Source organism: Streptomyces sp. NPDC045026, from assembly GCF_056432625.1.
The window spans coordinates 169,034-175,739 of the sequence record NZ_JBWKIS010000018.1 but is presented as its reverse complement, the minus strand read 5'-3'; the positions used below and the strand labels follow the sequence as shown (position 1 = coordinate 175,739).

General features: G+C 68.7%; 5 protein-coding genes and 1 pseudogene. All 6 read left to right on the top strand.

Annotated features, from left to right (window positions below; all coding sequences use genetic code 11):
* Positions 1 to 522 (top strand): annotated as a pseudogene (locus tag AC07EJ_RS31115) (glucose-6-phosphate isomerase); the annotation flags it as partial.
* 8 nt (positions 523 to 530) lie between these two features.
* Entirely contained in the window at positions 531 to 1,421 is an 891-nt protein-coding gene (gene gnd, locus AC07EJ_RS31110; RefSeq protein ID WP_389483641.1) for a phosphogluconate dehydrogenase (NAD(+)-dependent, decarboxylating), read from the top strand.
* A 19-nt stretch (positions 1,422 to 1,440) separates the two neighbouring features.
* A complete protein-coding gene (locus AC07EJ_RS31105) occupies positions 1,441 to 2,040 on the top strand; it encodes a histidine phosphatase family protein (protein WP_389483639.1) in 600 nt (199 codons plus the stop codon).
* Between the two features lie 112 nt (positions 2,041 to 2,152).
* Complete coding sequence (locus tag AC07EJ_RS31100) at positions 2,153 to 3,844, top strand: carbohydrate binding domain-containing protein (RefSeq protein WP_478885512.1); 1,692 nt, start codon at positions 2,153 to 2,155, stop codon at positions 3,842 to 3,844.
* A 256-nt stretch (positions 3,845 to 4,100) separates the two neighbouring features.
* Positions 4,101 to 4,967, top strand: coding sequence for an ROK family protein (locus AC07EJ_RS31095; RefSeq protein ID WP_478885511.1), 867 nt, complete (start codon positions 4,101 to 4,103; stop codon positions 4,965 to 4,967).
* Positions 4,968 to 5,002: 35 nt separating this feature from the next.
* On the top strand, positions 5,003 to 6,697 hold the full coding sequence (locus AC07EJ_RS31090; RefSeq protein WP_478885510.1) for an ABC transporter substrate-binding protein: 1,695 nt from the start codon (positions 5,003 to 5,005) through the stop codon (positions 6,695 to 6,697).
* Positions 6,698 to 6,706 lie beyond the last annotated feature (9 nt).

Genomic DNA, 6,706 nt, shown 5'->3' with positions numbered 1-6,706 from the left:
CCCGTCGTCTGGGGCACCCCCGGCACCAACGGGCAGCACGCCTACTACCAGCTCATCCACCAGGGAACGAAGCTGATCCCGGCGGACTTCATCGGGTTCGCCCGCCCGGTCGGCGAGCTGACCGCTCAACTGGCGGACCAGCACGACCTGTTGATGGCCAACCTGTTCGCGCAGGGCCAGGCTCTCGCCTTCGGCAAGACCGCCGACGAGGTCCGCGCCGAGGGCGTCCCCGAGGCGCAGGTGCCCCACCGCACCTTCAAGGGCAACCACCCCACGACCACCATCCTGGCGAGGGGACTCACCCCCTCCGTCCTGGGCCAGCTCATCGCCCTCTACGAGCACAAGGTGTTCGTCCAGGGTGCCGTCTGGAACATCGACTCCTTCGACCAGTGGGGCGTCGAACTCGGCAAGGTCCTCGCCAAGCGCGTCGAACCCGCCCTCACCGAAGGCGCCGACGTCCCCGGCCTCGATGCCTCCACCCAGGCGCTCGTCGCCACCTACCGCACGCTCCGGAAGAAGTGAACACAGACATGACCGCGATACAGCTCGGACTCATCGGCCTCGGCAAGATGGGCGGCAACATGCGCGAGCGCATCCGCCGCGCCGGCCACACCGTCATCGGCTACGACCGCAACCCCGACCTCGCCGACGTCAGCAGCCTCGCCGAGCTCGTCGACCAGCTCGAAGGCCCGCGCGTGGTCTGGGTGATGGTCCCGGCGGGCGCCGCCACGCAGTCGACGATCGACGAGCTGAAGGAACTGCTCTCGCCCGGCGACATCGTCGTGGACGGCGGCAACTCCCGCTGGACCGACGACGAGAAGCACGCCGCCGAGCTTGCCACCAAGGGCATCGGCTTCGTCGACGCCGGTGTCTCCGGCGGTGTCTGGGGTCTGGAGAACGGCTACGCCCTCATGGTCGGCGGCGACAAGGAGCACATAGCCCGCGTCCAGCCGGTCTTCGACGCCCTCAAGCCCGAAGGCGACTTCGGCTACGTCCACGCCGGCAAGGTCGGTGCCGGCCACTTCTCCAAGATGGTCCACAACGGCATCGAGTACGCCATGATGCAGGCCTATGCCGAGGGCTGGGAGCTCCTGGAGAAGGTCGACTCCGTCACCGACGTGCGTGAGGTCTTCCGCTCCTGGCAGGAGGGCACGGTCATCCGTTCCTGGCTGCTCGACCTGGCGGTCAACGCGCTGGACGACGACGAGCACCTGGACAAGCTGCGCGGCTTCGCCGCCGACTCCGGGGAGGGCCGCTGGACCGTCGAGGCGGCCATCGACAACTCGGTGCCGCTGCCCGCGATCACCGCGTCCCTCTTCGCCCGCTTCGCCTCCCGCCAGGACGACTCGCCGCAGATGAAGATGATCGCGGCGCTGCGCAACCAGTTCGGCGGCCACGCCGTCGAGACCACCCAGAAGTAACCGGGGGGAGACGACAGTCATGGGCGACCTTCTGCTCGTCCGCCACGGCGAAACGGAGTGGAGCCTGTCCGGACAGCACACCAGCTGGACGGACAAGCCCCTCACCCAGCACGGCGAGGAACAGGCCAAGTCCCTCGCCCCGCTCCTCGCCGGACGTCCGTACGCCCTCGTCCTCACCAGCCCTCTCGGCCGCGCGGTCCGCACCGCCGACCTCGCGGGTCTGAGCGGGGCCAGGCCCGAACCGGACCTCCACGAGTGGCACTACGGCGCCTACGAAGGTGTCACCACCCGCGAGATCCACCGCACCCGCCCCGACTGGGACCTGTGGACCCAAGGTGTTCCCCAGGGCCCTGAAGGCGGGCCGGGCGAGTCCCCGGAGGCCGTGGGTGAGCGGGCCGACCGCGTCCTGGCCCGCGTGGCGCCCGCGCTCGCGGAGGGCGACGTGGTCCTCGTGGCCCACGCCCACGTCCTGCGCGTCCTCACGGCCCGCCGCCTGGGCCTCGCCCCGGCGGAGGGCCGGCTGTTCCAACTGGCGACCGGGACGGTGAGCCGCCTTTCGACGGAGCACGGGCGACCGGTGATCGCGGAGTGGAACGTGCGGGCGCCCGGACACGAGTGAGTGGAGTGAACGCGGGGTCTTGACAAGGGGATTGGTCCATACCAACTTGGTGGTCGCGCCTCGCGCGCCGCTGGTGTCCGGTCCAATCCCCTTGCCCCCACCGGGAGTTCGTGTGTTCTCCAGACGCAAGAGACGCTCCGCGAGGCCCCGCCTCCTCGCCCTCATCGGATCCGCCGCACTCGCCGTGGCCGGCGCGGTCGCCCTCCCCGCCACCGCTCAGGCCGCGAACGTACTGTCCAACGCGGGCTTCGAGAGCGGCAGCACGAGCCCGTGGACCTGCTCCGGCGGGCTCGGCTCGGTCGTGTCCAGCCCGGTCCACGGCGGCACCAAGGCCCTGTCGGGGGCGGCCAGCTCCAGCGACAACGCGAAGTGCAGCCAGACCGTCTCCGTCCAGCCGAACACCGCGTACACCCTCTCCGGCTGGGTGCGCGGCAACTACGTCTACCTCGGCGTGGACGGCGGGGCCTCGACCTGGACGCAGTCCCCGACGGCCTACAGTCAGCTCACGGTGCAGTTCACGACCGGCGCCTCCCAGACCAGCGCCACGATCTACACCCAGGGCTGGTACGCGCAGGGCACCTACTACGCCGACGACATCAGCCTCGACGGGCCCGGCGGCGGGGGCGGCGACACCCAGGCGCCCACCGCCCCGACGGCGCTGAAATCCACCGGCAAGACCTCGACGAGCGTCTCCCTGTCCTGGACCGGGGCGAGCGACAACGTCGGCGTCACCGGCTACGACATCTACAGCGGCGGCAGCAACAAGCTTCTGACGGTCTCCGGCACGAGCGCCACCGTCAGCGGGCTCGCCCCGAGCACCGCGTACGCCTTCACGGTCAAGGCCCATGACGCGGCCGGCAACGCCTCGGCCGCCTCCAACTCGATCTCCGTGACGACCGATCCGGGCTCCGGCGGCGGCACCGGATTCAAGCAGGCGGCCCCGTACTTCTACACCGGCTGGGGTGACCCGCCGAGCCCGGCCACGGTCATGAACGCGACCGGCGTCAAGTGGTTCACGATGGCGTTCATTCTCTCCTCCGGCGGCTGCAACCCCGCGTGGGACGGTCAGCGCGCCCTCACCGGCGGCCAGGACCAGACCGCGATCAACGCCATCCGCTCCGCGGGCGGCGATGTCGTCCCGTCCATCGGTGGCTGGAGCGGCAACAAGCTCGGCCCCAACTGCTCGACCCCCGAAGCTCTCGCGGGCGCCTACCAGAAGGTCATCGACGCGTACGGGCTCAAGGCCATCGACGTCGACATCGAGAACTCCGACGAGTTCGAGAACGAAGCCGTCCAGGACCGCATCCTGGGCGCCCTGAAGATCGTCAAGGCCAACAACCCGGGCCTGCGCACGATCCTCACCTTCGGCACCTCGACGACCGGACCGACGTACTACGGCAACCGCCTCATCGAGCAGTCCAAGGCCCTGAACGCGGACATCGACGTCTTCACGATCATGCCGTTCGACTTCGGCGGCGGCTCCGACATGTACGGCAACACCGTGAACGCCGCCGAGGGCCTCAAGACCAAGCTCAAGTCGGTCTTCGGCTGGGACGACACGACGGCGTACGCGCACATCGGTATCTCCGGCATGAACGGCATCAGCGACCAGGCGGAGACCACGACGCCGGCGATCTGGACCCAGGTCAAGGACTGGTCCAACAGCCACCACATCGCACGCCTCGCCTTCTGGTCGGTCAACCGCGACCGGCCGTGCGCGGGCGGGGGAGTGGCGGAGAACTGCTCCGGCATCAGCCAGGACAACTGGCAGTTCACGAAGATCACCGCCGGCTTCACCGGCTGACCACGCGCGCACCGATCAGGCGGGCCCCCGGGATTTCCGGGGGCCTTGTCGTTGCCCGAAAGCCCGAAGCCCGAAGCCCGAAGCCCGAAGCCCGAAAGACCGGAAAGCTCCGAAAGCTCTGGAGGCTCCGAAAGATCATCAACTCCGTTGTGCACGAGAGGACTTACGCGCGAGGGGCATCGAGCGTACAGTCCGGGCCACCTCGTTTAGTTACGTAACTTTACTGGCGCCTCCCTCCCGCGTGAGGAGCTCCGAAGTGAACGTGCCTCCCTCCACGCCCGTCGTCCTCGCACTCGATTTCGGCGGCACCAAGACGGCCCTGACCGTCGCAGACCAGCACGGCACCCGCCTGTACGACCTCACGGTCGAGACCGCGGCGGAGCACGGCGCACGAGCAGGCCTCAAAAGGGCCGTGGGCGCCGCCCGAACGCTTCTCGACGGCCGCGAACCCGTCGCCGTCGGCGTGTCCACCATCGGCATCCCCGGCGACGACGGCGTCGCCCTCGCCCCGAACATCCCCGGCTGGGGAGAGCTCGCCCTCGGCCGTGAACTCGCCCTGGAATTCCCGGAGTCGAACCTTCGCCTGGCCACCGACGTGAAGGCCGCGGCCCGCTACGAGTGCGATGCCGGGGCGTTGCAGGGCTGCGACCCGGGCCTGTACGTCAACCTCGGCACCGGCCTCGCCGTCGCGATCGTGGCCGGCGGCACGGTCCTGGCCGGACGGCACGGCGCGTCCGGCGAGATCGGCTACAACCTGCGGGCGCCCGCCGACGTCGGTCGGGCGGCCGGCGACCGGATCCTGCTGGAGGACGTCGTCAGCGGCAAGGCGCTCAGCCAGGCCGCGCAGGTGGACAGGTCCACCGAACTCGCCCACCACATCGGGGAGTTCGTCGACGAGCTGGCCTTCCACCTCGTCAACCTCGCCATCGCCGTCGATCCCCAGCGGATCGTCGTCGGCGGCGGCATGGTCCGCTCCTGGGAGGCGCTGCACGCACCGCTGCGCGCAGCCCTCGACGCGGCCGTGCCCTACCCGCCGCAGCTCGCAGTCGCAGCGCACCCGTACGACGCGCCCCTGCTCGGGGCACTCGCGCTGGCCGTCGAGGCCGCGCGCACCGGAACCTGACGCACCCACCCGGCCCACGAAGGGACTGGCAGGACATGAGGCCCACGCGCATCCTCGCCGCAGCGGTCATCGGCGCGCTCGCCGTGACGGCGACGGCCTGTTCGGAGACCAAGCACAAAGGCAGCTCCGACGGGAACAACGCCACACAGAACAGCGGCCCCAAGAAGAAGGGCGGCACGGTCACCATCGCCAACACGGCGGGGCAGACCTGGACCTGCAACTTCAACCCGTTCAACCCGGCGGTCTACAACACCTCCATCGGCTTCGTCTATGAACCCCTGATCTTCGTCAACACCCTCAAGGACCAGGCCGAGACACCCATGCTCGCCAAGAGCTACCAGTGGAACGCCGACAAGACGCAGATCGACTTCACCATCCGCTCCGGCGTGAAGTGGAACGACGGCAAGCCCTTCACCGCCAAGGACGTCGCCTTCACCTTCAACCTCATGAAGCGCGTCAAGTCCACCGACCTGTACGCCCTGTGGACCACGGCCGGACTCCAGTCGGCCACCGCCTCCGGCGACAAGGTCACCCTGAAGTTCAAGGAAGCGGCACAGCCGTACTTCTACGCCTTCGCCCACCAGGTCGCCATCGTGCCCGAGCACGTCTTCGGCACCGGCGCGGCCGCCGCGCACCCCGACACCTGGGTGGACAAGAAGCCCGTCGGCACCGGCCCCTTCGAGGTCGACCCCTGCTCGCCGAACAACATCCAGTACACGGCCAACCCCGGCTACTGGCAGCCGGGCAAGCCGTACATCCAGAAGGTCGAGTACCCGGCCTACCTGGACAACGGTCCCGCCAACCTCGACCTCGCCAACGGCAAGGCGCAGTGGGGCAGTCAGTTCATCCCGGGGATCAAGCAGTTCTACCTGGACAAGTCGGCCGACAACCACACCTGGTCGCCGCCCGTCCTGAACGTCAGCATCCACCCGAACCTCGACCCGTCCCACAAGACGACCAGCAACCTCAAGGTCCGCCAGGCGATCTCGCTGGCCATCGACCGGGACAAGGTCTCCAAGATCGGTGTGGGCGGCCAGGAACCGGCCGCGAACCAGTCGGGCATCGTCACGCCGACGTTCGACAAGTACTTCGACAAGGCGGCCGTGGCGAAGGCCGGCTTCGACAAGCCCGACCCGGCGCGCGCCAAGAAGCTCCTCGGCGAGCTCGGCTACTCCCCGTCCAAGCCGCTCAAACTGAAGATCATCACGATCACCGGCTACACCGACTGGGACGCCTCCCTCAACGTCATCAAGCAGAACCTGAAGGCCGTCGGCATCGACCTCACGGTCCAGGACCTCGCGCAGCAGACGATGATCGGCAAGCTCTACACCGGCGACTACGACCTCGCGTACTACGCCCAGCAGACCAGCGGCCCCAGCCCGTACTACGAGCTGCGCCAGATGCTGCACTCGGGGAACACCGCCCCGCTCGGCAAGAACGCGACCAGCAACTGGGAGCGCTACAAGAACCCGAAGGTCGACCAGCTCCTCAACGAGTACGCGACGGCGAACGAGACCCAGCAGGTCGACATCGTCAAGAAGGTCGCCCAGTACATGATCGACGACGTCCCGCTGATCCCCGTCGTGGAGTCGGTGGACTGGTTCCAGTACAACACCAAGGACATCGCCGGCTGGCCCACCGAGGGCAACCCCTACGCCCAGCCAGCGGCCTACAACTTCCCCGACACGGGCCAGGTGCTCACCCACCTGTACTCCAAGTCGGCCCAGTAGGCGGTGACT

What these genes read in the sequence shown, in the direction of transcription:
- AC07EJ_RS31105 (WP_389483639.1), top strand. Translation starts at nt 1,441, where the DNA reads ATGGGCGACCTTCTGCTCGTCCGCCACGGCGAAACGGAGTGGAGCCTG.
- gnd (WP_389483641.1), top strand. Translation starts at nt 531, where the DNA reads ATGACCGCGATACAGCTCGGACTCATCGGCCTCGGCAAGATGGGCGGC.
- AC07EJ_RS31090 (WP_478885510.1), top strand. Translation starts at nt 5,003, where the DNA reads ATGAGGCCCACGCGCATCCTCGCCGCAGCGGTCATCGGCGCGCTCGCC.